The sequence below is a fragment of the Endobacterium panacihumi genome, assembly GCF_050847465.1.
Taxonomy (GTDB): domain Bacteria; phylum Pseudomonadota; class Alphaproteobacteria; order Rhizobiales; family Rhizobiaceae; genus Neorhizobium; species Neorhizobium panacihumi.
Genome location: NZ_JBOZRA010000002.1, coordinates 568610 through 587970 on the forward strand (window position 1 = coordinate 568610; position 19361 = coordinate 587970).

The window sequence follows — 19361 nt, forward strand, 5'->3', positions numbered from 1 at the left end:
ATTGTCGTGCCGGCGATGCCTTGATCTGCCGGTATCGAGGCAAAAGACCGGATGCGCGCCACCCGAACATGAAGGCGGCGCGCAGATCGTCGCATTACATTTTGGCCGCAACCTTGATGGCGAAGGCATATTCGAAGGCGATCTCTTCCAGCCGCTGGAAACGCCCGGATTTTCCGCCATGGCCGGCGGCCATGTTGGTCTTCAGCAGGATCGGCGCATCACCGGTCGTGTTGTCGCGCAGCTTCGCCACCCACTTGGTCGGCTCCCAATAGGTCACACGCGGGTCGGTGAGGCCAGAGATTGCCAGAATAGGCGGATAGGCCCGGCCAGTGACGTTGTCATACGGAGAATAGGCGGCGATCCAGCGATATTCCTCCTCCGATTCGATCGGGTTCCCCCATTCCGGCCATTCCGGCGGGGTGAGCGGCAAGGTGTCATCGAGCATGGTGGTCAGCACGTCAACGAACGGCACAGCGGCGATGATGCCCGCGAATTTTTCCGGCGCCATGTTGGCGATCGCGCCCATCAGCATGCCACCAGCCGAACCGCCCTCGGCGATGATGCGGTCATAAGACGTAAAACCGGTCGAAACGAGATGGTCGGCGGCGGAGATGAAATCCTTGAACGTGTTTTGCTTGTTCTCCATCTTGCCGTCTTCATACCAGGCAAAACCCTTGTCCTTGCCGCCACGGATATGGGCGATGGCATAGACGATGCCGCGATCTGCCAGCGACAGGGCGTTGGTCGAGAAAGAGGCCGGAATGGTCATGCCATAAGCGCCATAGGCGTAAAGCAGGCAAGGCGATGAACCGTCGAGAGGCGTGTCCTTGCGGTAGAGAAGCGAGACAGGCACCAGTTCGCCGTCATGCGCGGGCGCCATGACGCGGCGGGTGACATAGTCATCCGGATTGTGGCCTGACGGCACTTCCTGGGTTTTCAGAAGCACGCGCTCGCGGGTGACCATGTTGTAGTCGAACAACTGCGTCGGTGTGGTCATCGACGAATAGGAGAAACGGATCGTGTCGGTGTCGTATTCGGCGGCGCCCGACAGACCGAGGGAATAGGCTTCCTCGTCGAAGGCGATCGCATGTTCTTCGCCGGTGGCGCGGTCGCGGATAACGATCTGCGGCAGGCCTTCCTTACGCTGCAGCCAGATGAGATGACGCGCATAGGCCATGTGTGAGATGATCAGGCGGCCGGGCTCATGCGGCACGACTTCCTTCCAGTTCGCCTTGCCCGGATCGGAGGCCGGTGCTTCGACGATCTTGAAATCCTTGGCATCGCCGTCATTGGTAAGGATGTAGAAGACATCGCCGCCTTCGGTCATCGAATATTCGATGCCTTCCTCGCGCTTCGCCACCAGCTTCGGTTCGGCGGTCAGATCCTTTGTCGACAGCAGGCGGTATTCGGAGGTCTCGTGATCATGGATGTCGATATAGATCACATCATCGAGCAGCGAACCGCCGACGCCCATGAAAAAGCCCGGGTCCTTTTCTTCGAACACCAGACGGTCTTCGGATTGTTTTTGGCCGACGATGTGGTGAAAGACCTTTGACGGACGGTGGTTCTCGTCCTGCAGCGTATAGAAGAAGCTCTTGCCGTCGGGCGCCCACACACCGCCGCCGGCTGTGTTTTCCAGCACGTCCTCCAGATCTTCACCGGTTGCCAGATCACGGATGCGCAGCGTGTAATATTCCGACCCCTTGTCGTCGTAGCCCCAGATGCCGTGGGTATGGTCCGTCGTGTGGTCGATGCCGGCAAGGCGGAAATAGTCCTTGCCCGCGGCTTCCTTGTCGCCGTCGAGAAGCGTCTGCTTGTCACCGCCTTCGCGGGGTGTACGAAAATAATGCGGCTGTTCACCGCCGGTGACGAACAACGAGCCGTAGGCAAACGGTCCGTCCTTCATCGGCACGGAGGAATCATCTTCCTTGATACGGCCACGCATCTCCGCGAACAACCTCTTCTGCAGCTCGGCCGTATCGCCAAGGGCTGCTTCCATATAGGCGTTTTCGGCCTCCAGATGTGAGCGGATTTCCGGATCAAGCAGGCTCGGATCCTTGAACATCGCCTGCCAGTTATCGGCGCGCAGCCAGGCGTAATCGTCGGTGCGGGTGATGCCGTGGTGGGTGTCGGTTACCGGCTTCTTAAGCGCGGCGGGGGCGACGGGAAGATTGGCGAAAGGCGATTTCGGGGAGGTGGCCAAGGAAACGCTCCGGATTGCATGAAGGAGTGCCACAGATAAGGGGCGGCAGACGGTGAAGCAAGCGGTTGAAACATGGTGCTGATGCTCAAATCGGCAGTATCAGGTGGTGGATCACCAATGGTTGTTTGCCGTCCTCGGTTGCCAAAACGCCATAATTGCTCCACCTAACCGGCATGAGACAATCCGAAATCTTAAAGGGTCACGGCTGAATGCACATAAGATACGGTCTAATCGGCTTAATCCTTTCACTTGCAGCGCCTGCATATTCTCTTCAGGCCCGGGAGCTTCCGGAACTCGCGCCGATCGAGCGGCAGGCGCAGGCAGCCAATATCAGCGCGCAATTCCTGTCACGCTATGCCTACAAGCCTGTAAAGCTTGATGACGCCCTTTCGGGCAAGATCATGAACCAGTTCATCAAGTCGATGGATCCGGACAGAACGCTGTTCGTGCAGGCCGATATCGACACGTTCATGGCGAGCAATGCGAAGCTTGACGACGCTATTCTCGGTGAAGACCTGACGATTCCGTTTTCGATGTTCGACACCTATTCCAAGCGTGTCGTCGATCGTATGACCTATGCGCAAGAACTGCTGAAACAGGATTTTGATTTTACCGCACAGGAAGAATTCACGATCCTGCGCGAGGATGTGCCCTGGGCGAAATCCGAGGATGAAAGCAACGAGCTTTGGCGCAAACGCGTCAAGAACGACTGGCTGCGTCTGAAACTTGCCGGCCAGACCGACGAGACCATTCGCAAGACGCTCGGTAAACGCTACCAGAACATTCTCGACCGCGTTTACACCTACAAGAGCGATGATGTTTTCCAGTCGTTCATGGCCGCCTATACGACCTCGGTCGATCCGCATACGGATTACTTTGGCGCAAAGGCCTCGGAAGAGTTCGATATCTCCATGAGGCTTTCGCTGGTCGGCATCGGTGCCGTCCTGCAGGACCGTGATGGCTACACGACCATCCGCGAACTCGTCGCGGGCGGTCCGGCTCAGTCGTCCGGCAAGATCGCTGTCGGCGACCGCATCATCGGTGTCGGTCAGGGTGAAGATGGCGCCATCGAGGAAGTTGTCGGCACCCGTCTCGACGAGGTCGTGCAGCTGATCCGGGGCAAGGAGGATTCCGTCGTGCGGCTGGATATCCTGCCGGCGGATGCAGGCGAAAGCGGCAGCCATCGCGTCATCAGCCTTGTGCGCGAAAAGATCAGCCTGGAAAAGCAGGCCGCTGCCAAGACCGTCATCCCGGTCGAGGAAAACGGCACAACGCGCAAGATCGGCGTGATCACGCTTCCGGCATTCTACGAGGATTTCGACGCACGTCAGAAGGGCGAGAAGGACTATCGCGGGGCCAGCCGCGATGTCGCCAAGCTTCTCGGTGAACTGAAGCAGGAGAATGTTGACGGCGTTCTCATCGACCTCCGTGACAATGGCGGTGGCTCGTTGACCGAAGCGATCGAAATGACCGGCCTGTTCGTTGGTAAAGGGCCGGTCGTGCAGCAGCGCAATGCCCAGGGCGAGATCAGGATCGAAAGCGATGATCTTCCCAAGCCCGCATGGACTGGGCCGGTCGGCGTTCTCATCAATCGCGGTTCAGCCTCGGCTTCGGAGATTTTTGCCGCCGCGATACAGGATTACGGCCGTGGCGTCGTCATTGGTGACCCGAGCTTTGGCAAGGGCAGCGTTCAGACGGTCGTCAATCTCGACCGCATGGTCAAGAACAGCGACGCCAATCTCGGCGAATTGAAGCTGACCATCGCGCAGTTCTTCCGGATCGATGGCGGAACCACGCAGTTGCGCGGCGTGACGCCGGATGTCGCTCTGCCGGGCCTTGCCGACCCGAAGACCTTCGGTGAGGCGAGTTACGAAAACGCCCTGCCATGGACACAGATCAAGCCCGCAAAACACAAGGATGCCGGCGACATGACCGCTGTGGTGCCGCAATTGCGGGAACGCCACGAAGCGCGTGTCAAGGACGACGCCGATTTCCAGCGCTTCGTCGAGGATGCCAATGAACTGAAGGCGCAACGCGAAAAGCGCACCATTTCCCTTAATGAGGTCGAGCGCCGCAAGGAAATGGACGCCATGACCGCGCGTCTCAAGGCACGTCAGGAAGCCGGTGGGTCTGCGCCGCAGGATGACGATGGCCTGCAATCGAACGAGCGCAGCCTGACCGCGGACCTTGCAATTGAAACCGCCCGCAAGAACGCCAAAGACGTGCTGAAAAACGAGGCGGCTGCCATCGTTGCCGATCAGGCGGATCTCCTGGCCGGGCCCGGCAAGCGTCCCTAAGAGTTCGACGGGGGAGGGGAATTCCCTTTCCCCGTCAGGGCGTCACTGTGCCACCAGCTTTCGGGCCAAGAAATGCGTCACGGTTCGTCTCGACGACCGCAAAAATATAATCCGCGACCGCTCGAAATCGTGGGATATGCGCCGTATCGCGGTGGCGGATCAGCCAGTAGTGGCGGGTGAGCTGAACCTCGTTGGCAAGCACGATCTGCAGATCCGGCTGCTGGCAGGCGATAAAATGCGGCAGGATACAAAGCCCCTGACCATTGAGCGTCGCCGTCAGTTGCGCATAGATGCTGGAACTCTGGAAACGCGGCTTGATACCCGGATGTACGTCGTCAAGATAATCGAGGCCTGGTGCAAAGATCATGTCCTGAATGTAGCCGATGAACGGGTGGTCCAGCAGATCGTCGCGTCGTTTCAGTTCGGGCTTGTCGGCGAGATAGTGTTTGGAGCCATAGACGCTGAGCGTATAGTTGGTGATCTTCTCGATCATATACGGACCGGCCTTCGGCGGGTCGAGCGTGACCGCGATGTCGGCCTCCTTGCGTGACAGCGACATGATCTGTTGGATCGTCACCAGTTCCAGAGACAGGTTCGGGTTCTGGCGGGTGAAATCGTCGATCCGGTGGGCGAAGAAAAAGTTTGCAAACCCTTCCGGCATGCTCAGCCGGATCACGCCGCGGTGAGCGGCGACGCCGTCGTTGATATCGGCCTGCAGCCGGTCGGTTTCCAGCTCGATCTTTTCCGCCGTTTCGATGAAACGCTGCCCCATGGTGGTGAGCACGTAACCGCGTGGATTGCGCTCGAACAGCTTTACCTTGAGCGCGAATTCAAGGCGGTCGATGCGGCGCGACACCGTCGCGTGGCTGGTGCGTAAATGCCGGGCGGCGGTCGATAGCTGCCCCGTCCGGGCAACGGCGAGGAAATACTGCAGATCGTCCCAGGTGAAATTGGGGTTGAAGTTGGTATTGCCGGGCATGCTCCTCCCGTATCTGTTCAAAAATGCACAGATGCTGTTTGCAATTAATAATGGCCGGCTTCTTGCGTCAACGCATGTTTTCCTCAACCATGCTTTCAGGAGATGCGCTTTGAGGAGGGCGAATTTCCAAAACTGCACAGACCTGCGCCCCAACGACGTTTTGCAATCTCTGGGAGGAGACATCATGCGAAAGACGTTCCTGGCATCGCTGGCCTTGTTTTTGGCCAGCAGCACCGCCTTTGCCCAAACCGCATCCGGCAGCCCATCAGACGGAAAAGTGAAGATCGGCATATTGAACGACCAGTCGGGCGTTTATGCCGATTTCGGCGGAAAGTCGTCTGTTGAAGCGGCGCGCATGGCGGTTGAAGATTATGGCGGCAAGGTACTGGGTGTGCCGGTCGAGATTGTCGATGCAGACCACCAGAACAAGCCGGACGTCGCCTCCAACATCGCCCGCCAGTGGTACGATACCCAGCAGGTCGATGCGATCATGGACCTGACGACGTCCTCGGTCGGCCTCGCCGTACAGGCGCTGTCCAAGGACAAGAAGCGCATCACCATCAATACCGGTGCTGCTACCACGGACCTGACGGGCAAGGCCTGTACGCCCTACGGTTTCCACTGGGCTTATGATACCCATGCTCTGGCGGTCGGCACCGGCGGCGCCATGGTCAAGCAGGGCGGAGATAGCTGGTATTTTCTGACGGCCGATTATGCCTTCGGTTATTCGCTGGAACAACAGACCAGCGATTATGTGAAGGCCAACGGCGGTACCATCCTCGGCTCCGTGCGGCATCCGCTTTCCAGCCAGGATTTTTCGTCCTTCCTGCTGCAGGCGCAGTCTTCCGGGGCAAAGGTAATCGGCCTTGCCAATGCGGGTCTCGATACCGCCAACTCGATCAAGCAGGCAGCGGAATTCGGCATCGTTCAGGGTGGTCAGAAACTGGCGGCGCTGCTGTTCACGCTCGCCGAAGTGCATGGCTTGGGCCTTGACGCGGCGCAGGGGCTGACGCTGACCGAAGGATATTACTGGAACCTTGACGACCAGAGCCACGCGTTCGGTAAGAAATTCTTCGCCAAGACCCAGAAGATGCCGAACATGGTGCATGCCGGCACCTATTCGGCCGTCACTCATTACCTGAAGGCAGTGGAAAAGGCCGGAACGGACGATGCCGATGCGGTGGCGAAGGCGATGCGTGAGATGCCGGTGGATGACTTCTTTGGCCGCGGCGGCACGGTGGCCGCCAATGGCCGCATGATCCACGACATGTATCTTCTACAGGTGAAAAAGCCGGATGAAAGCAAGGAGCCGTGGGATTATTTCACCGTGCTCGCCACCATCCCCGGCAAGGAAGCCTATCTCGATCCGGCCAAGGCCGGCTGCGAGCTGGTCAAATAATGGCAGTGGCCACGACAGTCATGCACGAGGAACAGCCGCGGGTGGTGTTGTCCGCCCGCGGCCTGTCCAAGGGGTTCGGCGCCTTCATGGCGGTGAAGAACGTCGACCTCGACATTGAGCACGCCCGCGTTCACGCATTGATCGGGCCGAATGGTGCCGGCAAGACGACGGTGTTCAACCTGCTCACCAAGTTTTTGCAGCCGACGGCTGGATCGATCACCCTGCTCGGTACCGATATTACCAAGGTGGCGCCAGACAGGGTGGCGCGCATGGGGCTGGTCCGCTCATTCCAGATTTCGGCGGTATTTCCGCATCTGTCCGTGCTCGACAATGTGCGGGTGGCGCTGCAACGACCGAACGGGTTGTCGACGCAGTTCTGGCTGCCGATCTCGTCTCTCGATCGACTGAACGACCGCGCCGACCAACTGATCGAGACCGTCGGCCTGAAACGCGAGCGCAACATGCTGGCGGCTGACCTGTCCTATGGACGCAAGCGCGTGCTGGAGATCGCCACGACGCTGGCGCTCGATCCAAAAGTGCTTTTGCTCGACGAACCGATGGCCGGCATGGGGCAGGAGGATATCGGTGCTGTTTCCAACATCATCCGCGAGGTGGCGAAAACCCGGGCGGTGTTGATGGTGGAGCACAATCTCTCCGTCGTGGCCGATATCTGCCATCAGGTGACGGTATTGCAGCGCGGTGAGATTCTGGCCGAGGGCGATTACGCCACCGTTGCACAGGATGAGCGCGTGCGGCTCGCCTATATGGGCACGGAGGAGGCGTGATGGTGCAGCCGCTCCTGACAGTTTCCAACCTCAATGCCTGGTATGGCGAAAGCCACATCCTGCATGGCGTCGACATGACGGTGGGCGAGGGTGAAACCATCACCATCCTTGGTCGCAACGGTGTCGGCAAGACCACGACGCTGCGCACCATCATGGGCATTTTACGCGAGCGAAAGGGTGAGATCCGCTTTGCGGGCAAGGACATGCTCTCCGTGCCGCTGCACAAGACGGCACATGCTGGCCTTGGTTTCGTTCCGGAAGAACGCGGGATATTTTCCACGCTCACCGTCGAGGAAAACCTCATGCTGCCGCCGGTGGTGGCGGGGGGCGGCATGTCGCTTGATGAAATCTACGCGCTTTTCCCGAACTTGCAGGAACGCCGCACCAGTCCCGGCACAAAGCTGTCCGGTGGCGAGCAGCAGATGCTGGCGATCGCCCGCATCCTGCGCACCGGTGTCAGGCTTCTCATCCTCGATGAGCCGACCGAAGGGCTGGCACCGGTTATCGTGCAGCGCATCGGCGAGGTTCTGAAAACTCTGAAAGCGCGCGGCATGACGGTGCTGATGGTCGAGCAGAACTTTCGTTTCGCCAGCAAGGTGGCCGATCGCTTCTATCTGATGGATCACGGCAAAATGGTCGCCGACTTTCCTGTCGGTGAACTGCCGCAGCGAATGGACATGCTGCACAAAGTGCTGGGGGTGTGACCATGACGATGATTTTCGGCATTCCGCTGCAAGCCTTCATGGGGCAGTTGCTGATCGGCCTGATCAACGGCTCTTTTTATGCGCTGCTGAGCCTCGGCCTTGCCGTGATTTTCGGTCTGTTGCGGGTCATCAATTTCGCCCATGGCGCGCAATATATGCTCGGTGCTTTCGTGGCGATGCTGATGCTGCAATATTTCGGCATCAACTACTGGTTCGCACTGCTGCTCGCCCCTTTGGTGGTCGGCCTGTTCGGCGCAGTGATCGAGCGATTGCTGTTGTCGCGGCTCTACAAGCTCGATCATCTTTATGGTCTGCTGTTCACCTTTGGTCTGGCGCTCACCATCGAGGGCACGTTTCGTTATCTCTACGGGTCTTCCGGGCAGCCCTATGCACCGCCGCCGCAACTGACGGGTGCCACCAATCTCGGCTTCATGTTCCTGCCCAATTATCGCGGCTGGGTGGTGGTCGTGTCTCTGGTCGTGTGCATCGGCACATGGCTTTTGATCGAAAAGACCAAGCTTGGCGCCTATCTGCGTGCTGCGACCGAAAATGCCACGCTGGTGCAGGCGTTCGGGGTCAACGTGCCGCTCTTGTTGACGCTGACATATGGCATCGGCGCGGGCCTCGCTGCCTTTGCCGGCGTGCTGGCTGCACCCGTCTATCAGGTGTCGCCGCTGATGGGGTCAAACATCATCATCGTCGTTTTTGCGGTCGTCGTGGTCGGTGGCATGGGGTCGATCATGGGCGCCATCCTGACCGGCTACATGCTCGGCATCGCCGAGGGACTGACCAAGGTTTTTTATCCGGAAGCGTCCAATATCGTCATCTTCGTGATCATGGCGATCGTGCTTCTCATCCGCCCGGCCGGCCTGTTTGGCCGGGATGCCTGAGGAAGGAGCCTGACATGAGTGACGCCATTTCAACCACGGCAACCGGTCGCAGCGAACGTTCGTCCGCCGCATCGAAAACCTATATGGCATTTCTCGCCATCGGCATCCTGCTGCTGGCCATCGCACCGATGTTCTTCTACCCGATCTTTCTGATGAAGCTCTTGTGCTTCGCGCTCTTCGCCTGCGCCTTCAACCTGCTGCTCGGTTACACCGGCCTCCTGTCCTTCGGACACGCTGCCTTTTTCGGAGGGGCAGCCTATTTCACAGCGCATGTCGTGAAGGAATGGGGATTTCCGCCCGAGATCGGTATTCTGGTGGGGGCGGCGGGGGCAGCCGGGCTTGGTCTGATCATGGGCTTCTTCGCCATCCGCCGGCAGGGCATCTATTTCGCAATGATCACGCTGGCGCTGTCTCAGATGTTCTTTTTCTTCTGCCTGCAGGCCAAATTCACGCATGGTGAGGACGGTATCCAGTCGGTGCCGCGCGGACATCTGTTCGGCTTCATCGATCTCGCCGATACCACCAACATGTATTATTTCGTGCTCGCCGTATTCCTGACCGGTATGGTGGTCATCTGGCGGTTCATCAACTCGCCGTTCGGCATGATCCTGAAATCGATCCGCGAAAACGAGCAACGCGCCATTTCACTCGGCTATTCGGTTGCTCGTTACAAGCTCGGCGCATTCGTCATGTCGGCGGCCCTTGCGGGGCTTGCGGGCGGTACCAAGGCACTGGTCTTCCAGTTCGCCACTCTCACCGATGTCGGTTGGCAGATGTCCGGTGAAGTCATCCTGATGACGCTGCTCGGCGGAATCGGCACGCTGATCGGCCCGATCTTCGGCGCCGGCCTCGTCGTCACCCTGCAGAACTATCTGGCGACGTCGCAATTTCCGGTGACCATCATCACCGGCGTGGTCTTCATGGTCTGCGTGTTGTTGTTCCGGCGTGGCATCATCGGTGAGTTCTACGCCTCGCGGCTTGGCCGAAAACTCGGCTTCGAGCACCGGCGCTGACAGGCGAAGACCATGCAGAGCCTGGAGGGAAACTACGACTATATCGTCATCGGTGCCGGTAGTGCCGGCTGCGTGCTGGCCAATCGCCTGTCTGCCGATCCACGCAACCGCGTACTGCTTCTGGAAGCCGGCGGTACCGACAATTATCATTGGGTGCATATCCCGGTCGGGTATCTCTACTGCATCAACAATCCGCGCACCGACTGGTGTTTCGCCACCGAAAAGGATGAGGGGCTAAACGGCCGCTCGTTATCCTATCCGCGCGGAAAACTGCTCGGCGGCTGCTCTTCCATCAACGGCATGATCTATATGCGAGGGCAGGCGCGCGATTACGATCTCTGGCGTCAGGCCGGATGTGAGGGCTGGGGTTGGGAGGATGTTCTGCCACTCTTTCGCAAGAGCCAGGATTTTTACAAGGGCGCCGATGACATGCACGGCACCGGAGGAGAATGGCGTGTTGAAAAGGCACGCGTCCGATGGGCGGTTCTCGACAGCTTCCAGAAGGCGGCCGAACAGGCCGGTATTCCCATCATCGAGGACTTCAATCGCGGGGACAACGAAGGATCGAGCTATTTCGACGTCAATCAGCGATCGGGTATCCGCTGGAACACATCGAAAGCTTTTCTACGCCCGGCGATGAAGCGCGCGAACCTGCGCGTTCTTACCAAGGCACATGTCCGCCGATTGGTTGTCGAAAGCGGCGAGGTCAAGGGGGTCGAGTTTCATCATGACGGCGTGACGAAAACGGCACTTGCACAGCGCGAAACGGTTCTCTCCGCTGGCGCGATCGGCACGCCGCATGTTCTGGAATTGTCGGGCATCGGTCGTGGCGATGTGCTGTCCGACGCTGGTGTCGATGTCGTGAAGGAGGTGAAGGCGGTCGGTGAAAACCTGCAGGATCATCTGCAACTGCGCCTCGTCTACAAAGTGACAGGGGTGCCGACTCTCAATGAAAAGGCGTCCCGCTGGCTCGGAAAAGCGGCGATCGGCCTCGAATATGCGTTAAAACGCTCCGGGCCGATGTCGATGGCGCCAAGCCAGCTCGGCATTTTCACGCGTTCCGGCCCGGACAAGGAGACCGCCGATCTCGAGTATCACGTCCAGCCTGTCTCGCTCGACCGGTTCGGCGAACCGGTTCACGCCTTTCCAGCCATGACCGCCAGTGTCTGCAACCTGCGGCCGGAAAGTCGGGGCTCGGTGCATCTGAAAAGCCCGGATTTCGCCGCAGCGCCCGCGATCCGGCCGAATTACCTGTCGACGGCAGCGGATCTTGATGTTGCCGTGCGGTCGATCCGGCTGACACGCAGGATCGTCGGCCAGCCGGCTTTTGCCCGTTACCAGCCGCAGGAATATAGGCCCGGCCCGGACTGTGAGAGCGATGCGGATCTCGAAAAAGCCGCCGGCGATATCGGCACGACCATCTTTCACCCTGTCGGCACGGCGCGCATGGGGAGCGACCCGGAGAGCGTTGTCGATCCGCGGCTGAAGATGCGCGTACTCGGGCGGCTGCGCATCGCTGATGCCTCGATCATGCCCGCGATCACCTCCGGCAATACCAATTCCCCGACGATCATGATTGCCGAAAAGGCTGCCGAGATGATCCTCGCGGACAATCGCTGAACGGAAACGCATGCGGCAGACGACAAGGGAGACGGTTATGAAGCGCATCGCATTCATCGGGCTTGGAAACATGGGTGGGCCGATGGCCGCCAATCTGGTGAAGGCCGGCTATCAGGTTTCAGGTTTCGATCTTTCCGAAACATCGCTTCTCGCTGCGGCGGAGACGGGCGTCAGTGTCGCTGCCACATTGGCCGCAGCGGTCACGCAAGCGGAATGTGTGATCACCATGCTGCCAAAAGGCGATCATGTGGTTTCCGTCTGGACCGATCTGACGACGCTTCTGCCGGAAGGGACGTTGCTGATCGACTGCTCGACCATCGATGTCGAAAACGCGCGCAAGGCACATGCGCTTGCAGAGGCGATGAACTGCCCGTCGCTCGATGCGCCGGTATCGGGCGGCACCGGCGGTGCCGCGGCGGCAACGCTCACGTTCATGGTAGGTGGATCAGACAAGGCGTTTACGGCAGGCCAGGCCATTCTTGAAGCGATGGGCCGGAAGATTGTTCATTGCGGTGCGGATGGGGCCGGGCAGGCGGCAAAGATCTGCAACAACATGATCCTCGGTATTTCGATGATCGGCGTCTGCGAGGCGTTTGCGCTCGGTGAAAAGCTTGGGCTGTCCCATCAGGCTCTGTTCGACGTGGCGTCCACCTCGTCCGGTCAGTGCTGGTCGCTCACCACCTATTGCCCGGTGCCTGGACCGGTGCCGGCTTCGCCCGCCAACGTGGATTACCGTCCCGGCTTTGCAGCAGCGTTGATGTTGAAGGATCTGATGCTGTCGCAGGCGGCGGCGGCTCAATCGGGGGCCGAGACGCCGCTGGGCGCGCATGCTGCGGAACTCTATGCGCAGTTCGAACAGGCAGGGCACGGCAGCGAGGATTTTTCGGCGATCATACGGATGCTGAGAGCGTAAATGGGCTGCCGCCAGCCGCATCGTTTCGCTGCAGCCCGCCGTGATCTACCGGCCGAGACTACGATAGAGGCGGCAATACTTCTCCACCATCGTGGCGGCCTGCAGCTCTTGCCGGTATCTGGCCAGAGCGTTTGCGGAAAAAGAAGCGACCATGTGCGGGTCTTCCTGAAGTGCCGTCATCGCCTGTGCCAATGCGACGGCATCCTGCGGCGGCACGACAATGCCGGTCTCTCCATCTTTGTTGACAAAGCTGGTGCCGGTGCCGATTTCGCAGCAGATCATCGGCTTTGCGAACATGGCGGCCTCCACCAGTGACAGGCCATAGGCTTCCGATCGAAGGTGGGAGGGAAAAACGAAAGCCTTGCAAAGCTCCAGAAGCGCTGCCTTGTCCAGATCGCTGACGGCACCGATGAAATGGACATTGGCGAGACCGGCACGGGTAGCTTGCGCCTTGAGTTCCTCTTCCATCGGGCCTTCGCCGGCAATCAGAATATCGGCATCGACATTTCGGGCGGCATCGATAAGCGTGTGCAGGCCCTTGTAGTAACGCAGCACGCCGACGAACAGGAAGAACGGTTTTGGAAAACGTGCCTGCCACGTGTTCTTGAGGTTTTCAGAGGCACGCGGGTAATCGGTGTCATCGAGACCGATCGGGATGATCTCCGTCTTTTGCCGATAGCGATTGAGCACCTCGCTGCTCTCCAGATAATTCGGAGAGGTTGCGACGATCCGATCGACGCTGCCGAGGAAGCGGTGCATCAGCGGCTTGTAAAGTTGCAGGAGAAACTTCTGTTTGACGATATCGGAGTGGTAGGTAACGATCGTCGGTTTTTTCGGCGGATGCAGGACATGCAGCATGTCCATGAACGGCCAGGGGAAATGGTAGTGGACGATGTCCGCCTCGGCGCTCAGAGCCTTGAACCTGGAAATGACATCGAACGAAAAGCCGGTTGAGGCGAATTCGAAATCGAGCCTGGCCTTATGTGCCATGTGCCCAGCGAACTCCACGGTATGGCCTGCCGGATCACGGCTGAGCGACAGGACTTCCGAGGCGATGCCATGCGCCAGCGCACCCTTGGCAATGCTGTGGATCGTTCGCTCTACACCGCCGAACGAATCCGGATAATAGGTCTTGAAGACATGAAGAACGCGCATTTTAAGGTCTCGAAAGCATCGTGAATACGGCGCCGTCCATCCGCGACGGCGCCGCAATGTCAGCGTCGAGCTTAGCCGCGTCCGAACTCGTCGGATACGCGCACGATGTCATCTTCACCGAGATAGGATCCGGTCTGAACCTCGATCATCTCGAGCATGATCCGCCCCGGGTTGTAGAGGCGGTGCAGATCGCCCTGCGGGATGTAGACGGATTCGTTTTCGCGCACGAAGGTCACGGTATCGCCGATGGTGACTTCGGCTGTGCCCTTCACGCAAATCCAGTGCTCGGAGCGGTGAAAATGCTTCTGAAGCGAGAGTTTTTTACCCGGCAGAACAAACAGCCGCTTTACCTGAAAGCGATCACCGTTGAGGATCGACGTGTAACCGCCCCACGGGCGATAGCAGGTCGGGTGGGTTTCCGTCAGCTTGGCGGTTGCCTCCGCCTTTGCGAGATGTTTGACCAGCTTGCCGACATCCTGTGCGTCTTCCATGCGGCCGACATAGACGGCATCCTCGCTGGCGATGACGGCAACGTCCTTCAGTCCCTGTACCGCAATATGCGACGCGCGCGACAGAACAAGCGAGTTTTCCGTGTTCATGACGGTTGCATGGCCAATGACAACATTGCCATTGTCATCCTTGTCGCCGAGCTTCCACACCGAATCCCAGCTGCCGAGATCGGACCATGCGAACGAGGCCGCCACGACGGCGGCGTTCGCGGTCTTTTCCATCACGGCGTAGTCGATGGAAATATCCGGGCTCGCCGCGAAGCTTTTCTCATCGAGGCGGACGAAATCGAGATCAACCGAGGCATTCTCGACCGCAGAGCTTGCTGCGGCGTGAACCGAAGGTGCAAAGCTTTCGAGCTCGTTCAAGAGCAGATCGGCGCGGCACATGAAGATGCCGGAATTCCAGAAGAAGCCACCGGCGGCCAACATCTGTTCGGCCACATCCAGCTGTGGTTTTTCGACAAACCGCTTGACCTTGTGCGCGCCGGAAGAAAGAGACTCGCCTTGTTCGATATAGCCATACCCCGTTGCCGGTTCGGTCGGCTTGATGCCAAACGTGACGATCCTGCCGGAGTTGGCAGTTTTAAGAGCGGTGGCGATCGCCTCGCTCCAGTCGCGGCCGGCATCGATCTCGTGGTCGGAGGCCAGAATTTGCAGGACGGCGTCTTCGCCAAACACCTGCTTGAGGTGAAAAGCGGCGGCAGCGATGGCGGCGGCAGTGTTGCGCGCCACCGGCTCGAGAATGATCGCCGAAAGATCGATGCCGACTTCGCGGGCCTGTTCGGCGACGGTAAAACGAAAATCCTGATTGGTGATGACGACGGGGGCTTCATAAACAGCGCCGTTTGCCACGCGCTCCAGCGTTTCCTGGAAAAGCGTCGTTTCGTTGACAACCTGAATGAACTGTTTTGGTGCACTCGACCGCGACAGAGGCCACAGGCGCGTGCCTTTGCCGCCGGCCATGATGACGGGAATGATCTTCTGGGTCATGGGTCTCTCCGGTGAACGGACGGATGTCTTGTAGATGCACAGCCCTAAACAGGCAATCGGATCAATGGAATTTCGCCCATTCGCGGACAAGCGACAGGCCGCTGTCAAGCAGTGCTGCGGCCGCCTTCTCGTCCTCAGCCTCGACATAACAGCGCATTTCCGGGGCATTGCCTGACGGACGCAGGTGAATGATCGAGCGATCGGAAAGCGTGACGCGCAGGCCATCGATATCGCTGACGGATGCAACGCCGCCCAGCGGGGCGAGAAACGCCTTCAGGTTTTCAGGCGATGCACGCAGATGTGTCATCAATGCCGCGCTGGTCTCGACGGGAAAATTCTCCAGCCGGTCCGCTGCGGCAAAAGGCAGATGAAAATCGGCAGCAATGGCGGATAGCGGCTTGCCTTGCTGCTTCGCCAGAAACAGCGTGGCCAGGATCGGCAGAAAACTGTCGCGTGTGGGAAGCGCGGTCAGCGTCGTGCCTGACACGTCGAAATCGGATTGAGTCAGGACACCGCCATTGGCTTCAAAACCCATCACCGCGGTATCGCCATCCGCGCTGGCGCTGACCATGCCCTCGATCACGAATGGCGAACCGACGCGGGTGCGGATGACACGATAGCTGCCGGCAGCTTCGATGCCGGAATTGGAGGTAACGGGGGTAACGGCGACGTTCGCTTCCAGAAAGCGGGCAACGATCAGTCCAAGCAGGTCACCGCGCAGCGGCGTTCCCGTCTCATCGGACACCAGTGGGCGATCGCCGTCACCATCGGCGGAAATGATCGCGTCAAGCTTGTGCTGCTGCGCCCAGTTGCGCAGAAGTTCGACGGTTTGCGGTGACACGGCCTCGGTATCGACTGGAATGAAATGATCGGAGCGACCCAGTGTCACGACCTCGGCGCCATAAGCGGCGATGACCTTGGCAAGCCCTTCACGTGCGACGGTGCTGTGCTGGTAAACGCCAATCTTCAAGCCCGACAGAGCGTTCGCAGGCAAAAGTGTGTCATTGCGCACCAGGAAAAGAGCGAGCGCCTCATCTTCCTCGTTTGGCGCGACGCCGGGCGTCAAATCGATGATCGAGTCACTGATTTCGGCAGCGATTCGCGTGATCGCAATCTCGTCCGTCTTGTCGATTTCGCCGTCCGGCCGATAGAACTTGATGCCGTTTCGATCCGCTGGAATATGCGACCCCGTGATCATCAGGCATGCGCAGCCTTTCGACATGGCATAAAGCGCCAGCGCAGGCGTGGGTATCGCACCGCAATCGACGGGTGCAAAACCTGCGCGAGCCAGCGCGCCAATGCAGGTTGCGGCGATATCGGGGCTGGAGGGGCGAAAGTCGCCGGCGACGAAAATGCGATCGCCCACCTTTGCGAAGCCCGACTCCAGCAAATGCCTGGCAAAGGCGGTCGCGTACAAAGCCGAAGTATGGCCCTGAAGATCCGTCACAAGACCCCGTAATCCGCTGGTGCCGAATTTCATGAAATGTCCTAAAGTTGTCTCTCGCTCGCGTCTACTTCCGTAAGCTGCCATGCTCAGGAGTCAAGACGCGGACAAGCCAGAGGCCGAAGGAAATGGCATCAGTTTTATGACCGCTTCCTCGGCGCAGGCAGGTTTTCAACCTGTGTTGCCCGGCAATTGTCGAGCAAAGCTATGGCCGCCCTGGGCGCTGCCGCGCCTGCTTCATCGTGAATGCAAGAGTTCGGTGGAGTGGCTTTGAACCTCGTTGCGGATTTCTATTTTCCGCCGATGATGCTTTCAGCAATCGCAGCCGCTGCTGCAACATGCGCCCTGCAGGCCGTTGCAGCGGCCTCCGGTTCGTTCCTTTCGATCCGGGCAAAGATTTCGCGAATCTGGCTGGGGCCGGATGTGGTGCGATTGGGCGTGGACAGCGTCATGACCCGCAGGCGCGAGATGCGGCTGTTCAAGCGGCTGACGATGTCCCAGGCGATCGTGTGCCCGCCGGCATGAAAAATTGTCCGGTAAAAACTCGTCGTTGCATCGAGAATGCCGAGCGGCGAATTCTGCCGGGATGTCCTGTCGAGTTCGTTGAGAGACTGGCGCAGCTCAGCCTTCACCTTTTCGTCCGCCACCCTCGCGCAATCTGCAACGGCGGTCGCCTCCAGGGCGGCACGGATTTCGTAGATCTGGCGAGCGTCGTCCCATTCGAGACGGGCAACAATCGGCCCCTGCTTGGCCAGCATCTCCACCAGCCCTTCCGCCTCCAGGTGACGAATGACTTCGCGGATGACTGAACGCGACACCCCCATCTGCTCGCAGAGCGTGCGCTCGACCAAACGTGTGCCCGGCTCGAAAAGACCGCTGATGATGGCGCGGCGCATGCGTTCCAAGGCCATTTCCCGCAAGGTCGCAGGTGGTGTTTCGATGCGCAGGGCGGCGAGAGGGTCAGCGTTTTTGATCATGTGTCTTCTTTAGCTTCAAAAAATGATTCCGGCAAGCACTTGACATGCTGTCCGATGGTATACCAACATACGGTCAGATGAAATTGCAGGGAGGCATTCCATGGCACCGGTGATCCGCAAGACGTTTCTGCAGATCGAAACGACGCTCGTTGAAGGCGGCAAGCAAGCGGTGACGCCGCTGAAGCTGATCGCGGCTTTGGCCGTGATGAAGAACCCGTGGGCTGGTCGTGGTTTTGTCGAGGATCTCAAGCCTGAGATCCATGAGGTTGCTCCGGTGCTCGGTGAACTGCTCACCAAGATGATCATCGATACGGTCGGTTCGGGTGAAGCTGTCGAGGGGTACGGGAAATCGGCGGTCGTTGGTCTGGATGGCGAAATTGAGCATGGTTCGGCGCTGATCCACACGCTGCGTTTCGGCAATCATTACCGCACCGCCGTTGGCGCAAAGTCCTACCTCGCCTTCTGCAACACCCGCGGTCCGGCCAATGCGCCGATCATGATCCCGCTGATGGACAAGAACGACGAAGGCCGTCGCTCGCATTACCTGACGATCCAGTGCGCCATTCCGGATGCGCCGGCTGCCGACGAAATCGTCGTCGCGCTCGGTGCCTCGATCGGTGGCCGTCCGCATCACCGCATCGGTGATCGCTATCAGGACCTGAAGGAGCTGGGTCACGATGCTGCAAACCCTGCCGCGGTCTAAGACGCCTTCCGGCGCTGCCTTTTTCGACCAGGGGCAAGGCGGCGAGACGCTCGTCCTCATCCATGGTGTGGGCATGCGCATCGAAGCCTGGGGACCACAGATCGAGCGGCTCTCGAAAGATCACCGCGTCATCGCGGTCGATCTTCCGGGGCACGGGTTTTCGGTGCCGCTCGATGCGCGGCCGGAACTGCCCAATTTCGTCGCCTGGTTTGCAAGGCTGGTCGATGAGTTGGGGCTGGATGCAGTCAGCGTCGCCGGTCACTCTATGGGCGCATTGATTGCTGCCGGATTTGCTGCGACGGAGCCGTCTAAACTCCGTCGAGTGGCTCTGCTGAACGGCGTCTACAAACGGACGTCGGCAGCGCGCGAGGCGGTCGAAGCCCGCGCCGACGAGATCTTTTCCGGAGCCTTCGATCGTGAAGCACCGCTGGAAAGATGGTTTTCGTCGGATGAAAAGGATGGTGCCGCCTATCGTCTCGTGCATGAGCTGCTGCAGAAGGTCGATCCCGGCGGATATGCCGCCGCCTATCGGGCTTTTGCCACCGGCGATGCGGTCTATTCGGACAGCTGGCCACAGGTGAAGGCGCCGGCCTTGTTCCTGACGGGTGATGGCGACAAGAATTCGACGGCCGAGATGGCCGAAGACATGGCCAGGGCCGCCCCTCAAGGAAGGGCTGTCGTCATCAAAGGCCACCGACACATGGTCAATCTCACGGCGCCGGAGGAGGTGAGTGAGGCACTGGCCGACTGGCTCAGCTGGCAGCCGGTCCGATAAGGAGG

The 19361-nt window shown here is 59.4% G+C and carries 16 protein-coding genes; 10 read left to right on the top strand and 6 right to left on the bottom strand.

The features are described 5' to 3' along the window. Nucleotides 1-94 precede the first annotated feature (94 nt). Nucleotides 95-2203 (bottom strand): S9 family peptidase, encoded by a 2109-nt coding sequence (locus ACRQ1B_RS14505; RefSeq protein WP_432294409.1) that lies wholly within the window; start codon nt 2201-2203, stop codon nt 95-97. 209 nt (nt 2204-2412) lie between these two features. Between ACRQ1B_RS14505 and ACRQ1B_RS14510 the strand changes: the two genes are divergently transcribed. After that, a complete protein-coding gene (locus ACRQ1B_RS14510) occupies nt 2413-4500 on the top strand; it encodes a carboxy terminal-processing peptidase (RefSeq protein WP_432294410.1) in 2088 nt (695 codons plus the stop codon). Nucleotides 4501-4534: 34 nt separating this feature from the next. Here ACRQ1B_RS14510 and ACRQ1B_RS14515 read toward each other — a convergent pair whose 3' ends face one another. After that, complete coding sequence (locus ACRQ1B_RS14515) at nt 4535-5479, bottom strand: LysR family transcriptional regulator (protein WP_432294411.1); 945 nt, start codon at nt 5477-5479, stop codon at nt 4535-4537. Nucleotides 5480-5663: 184 nt separating this feature from the next. Here ACRQ1B_RS14515 and ACRQ1B_RS14520 point away from each other — a divergent pair, with 184 nt between their 5' ends. The 7 genes from ACRQ1B_RS14520 (at nt 5664) to mmsB (ending at nt 12803) form a co-directional block, all read left to right on the top strand. Continuing rightward, the gene (locus tag ACRQ1B_RS14520; RefSeq protein WP_432294412.1) at nt 5664-6878 is read left to right on the top strand and encodes an ABC transporter substrate-binding protein; all 1215 of its coding nucleotides are present in this window, start codon (nt 5664-5666) and stop codon (nt 6876-6878) included. Further along, entirely contained in the window at nt 6878-7663 is a 786-nt protein-coding gene (locus tag ACRQ1B_RS14525; protein ID WP_432294413.1) for an ABC transporter ATP-binding protein, read from the top strand. The genes ACRQ1B_RS14520 and ACRQ1B_RS14525 overlap by 1 nt, the downstream gene beginning before the upstream one ends. 2 nt (nt 7664-7665) lie before the next feature. Next, nucleotides 7666-8367 carry an ABC transporter ATP-binding protein gene (locus tag ACRQ1B_RS14530; RefSeq protein WP_432294615.1) on the top strand — a complete coding sequence of 234 codons (702 nt, stop codon included), beginning with the start codon at nt 7666-7668 and terminating at the stop codon, nt 8365-8367. Nucleotides 8368-8369: 2 nt separating this feature from the next. After that, nucleotides 8370-9257, top strand: coding sequence for a branched-chain amino acid ABC transporter permease (locus ACRQ1B_RS14535; RefSeq protein ID WP_432294414.1), 888 nt, complete (start codon nt 8370-8372; stop codon nt 9255-9257). Nucleotides 9258-9340: 83 nt separating this feature from the next. Beyond that, entirely contained in the window at nt 9341-10270 is a 930-nt protein-coding gene (locus ACRQ1B_RS14540; RefSeq protein ID WP_432294617.1) for a branched-chain amino acid ABC transporter permease, read from the top strand. 12 nt (nt 10271-10282) lie between these two features. Further along, complete coding sequence (locus tag ACRQ1B_RS14545) at nt 10283-11890, top strand: GMC family oxidoreductase (protein ID WP_432294415.1); 1608 nt, start codon at nt 10283-10285, stop codon at nt 11888-11890. A gap of 37 nt (nt 11891-11927) precedes the next feature. Further along, a complete protein-coding gene (mmsB, locus tag ACRQ1B_RS14550) occupies nt 11928-12803 on the top strand; it encodes a 3-hydroxyisobutyrate dehydrogenase (RefSeq protein WP_432294416.1) in 876 nt (291 codons plus the stop codon). Nucleotides 12804-12848: 45 nt separating this feature from the next. Here the strand turns inward: mmsB and ACRQ1B_RS14555 are convergent, their stop codons facing one another. From ACRQ1B_RS14555 to ACRQ1B_RS14570, 4 genes are all read right to left on the bottom strand, one after another. Continuing rightward, complete coding sequence (locus ACRQ1B_RS14555; RefSeq protein ID WP_432294417.1) at nt 12849-13958, bottom strand: glycosyltransferase family 4 protein; 1110 nt, start codon at nt 13956-13958, stop codon at nt 12849-12851. Nucleotides 13959-14029: 71 nt separating this feature from the next. Next, nucleotides 14030-15457, bottom strand: a complete 1428-nt coding sequence (locus tag ACRQ1B_RS14560; RefSeq protein ID WP_432294418.1) for a mannose-1-phosphate guanylyltransferase/mannose-6-phosphate isomerase — start codon at nt 15455-15457, stop codon at nt 14030-14032. A 61-nt stretch (nt 15458-15518) separates the two neighbouring features. After that, nucleotides 15519-16937, bottom strand: coding sequence for a phosphomannomutase (locus ACRQ1B_RS14565; RefSeq protein WP_432294419.1), 1419 nt, complete (start codon nt 16935-16937; stop codon nt 15519-15521). A gap of 254 nt (nt 16938-17191) precedes the next feature. Next, nucleotides 17192-17878, bottom strand: a complete 687-nt coding sequence (locus ACRQ1B_RS14570; protein ID WP_432294421.1) for a GntR family transcriptional regulator — start codon at nt 17876-17878, stop codon at nt 17192-17194. Between the two features lie 100 nt (nt 17879-17978). Between ACRQ1B_RS14570 and ACRQ1B_RS14575 the strand changes: the two genes are divergently transcribed. Further along, a complete protein-coding gene (locus ACRQ1B_RS14575) occupies nt 17979-18581 on the top strand; it encodes an amino acid synthesis family protein (RefSeq protein WP_432294422.1) in 603 nt (200 codons plus the stop codon). Next, a complete protein-coding gene (locus ACRQ1B_RS14580) occupies nt 18556-19356 on the top strand; it encodes an alpha/beta fold hydrolase (RefSeq protein ID WP_432294423.1) in 801 nt (266 codons plus the stop codon). Before ACRQ1B_RS14575 ends, ACRQ1B_RS14580 begins: the two co-directional genes overlap by 26 nt. Nucleotides 19357-19361: the final 5 nt, after the last annotated feature.